Raw genomic sequence first — 448 nt, forward strand, 5'->3', positions numbered from 1 at the left:
GTCCAGTACGCGCTGAGCCTGGAGGTGCCGAAGCTCCACGTGCCATCGTGGTTGAGCGCCAGCGAGCTGCGCTTGAGCTCACTGGCTCCCCAGGCGCCTTCGTCCTGCTTTTCCAGCGACGCATCGATGAAGGCCTGCTGCACGCCATGGCCGGCCTCCAGCGACAGTTCCTGTGCGTCGCTCAGCTTCCACTGCAGCAGCGCATCGACAGTGCGGTCCTTCTCGCCGGCGTAGGCATTGCCGTAGACACCGTGGTTGGACTGGTCCGAATCACGGCGCATGCTGTTGGCACCGATGCGCAGGCCGAAGCGTTCGCCCAGCGGGCCGGAGAAGGTCGCGCCGATCTGCTGGGTATCGCCGCGCTTGCCATCACCGGGACGGGTGTAGCTGTGGGTGGCGCTGCCGTTCCATTCGTCGCCGATGCGCCGGGTGATGATGTTGATCACCC

The 448-nt window shown here is 65.8% G+C and carries 1 protein-coding gene; it reads right to left on the reverse strand.

Features of this window, described 5'->3' with window-relative positions:
* The coding region (locus tag D7V97_RS43695; RefSeq protein ID WP_199729272.1) for a hypothetical protein at window positions 1-448 on the reverse strand (448 nt) is incomplete at both ends.

Source organism: Corallococcus sp. CA053C (assembly GCF_003611675.1).
Classification (GTDB): Bacteria; Myxococcota; Myxococcia; order Myxococcales; family Myxococcaceae; genus Corallococcus.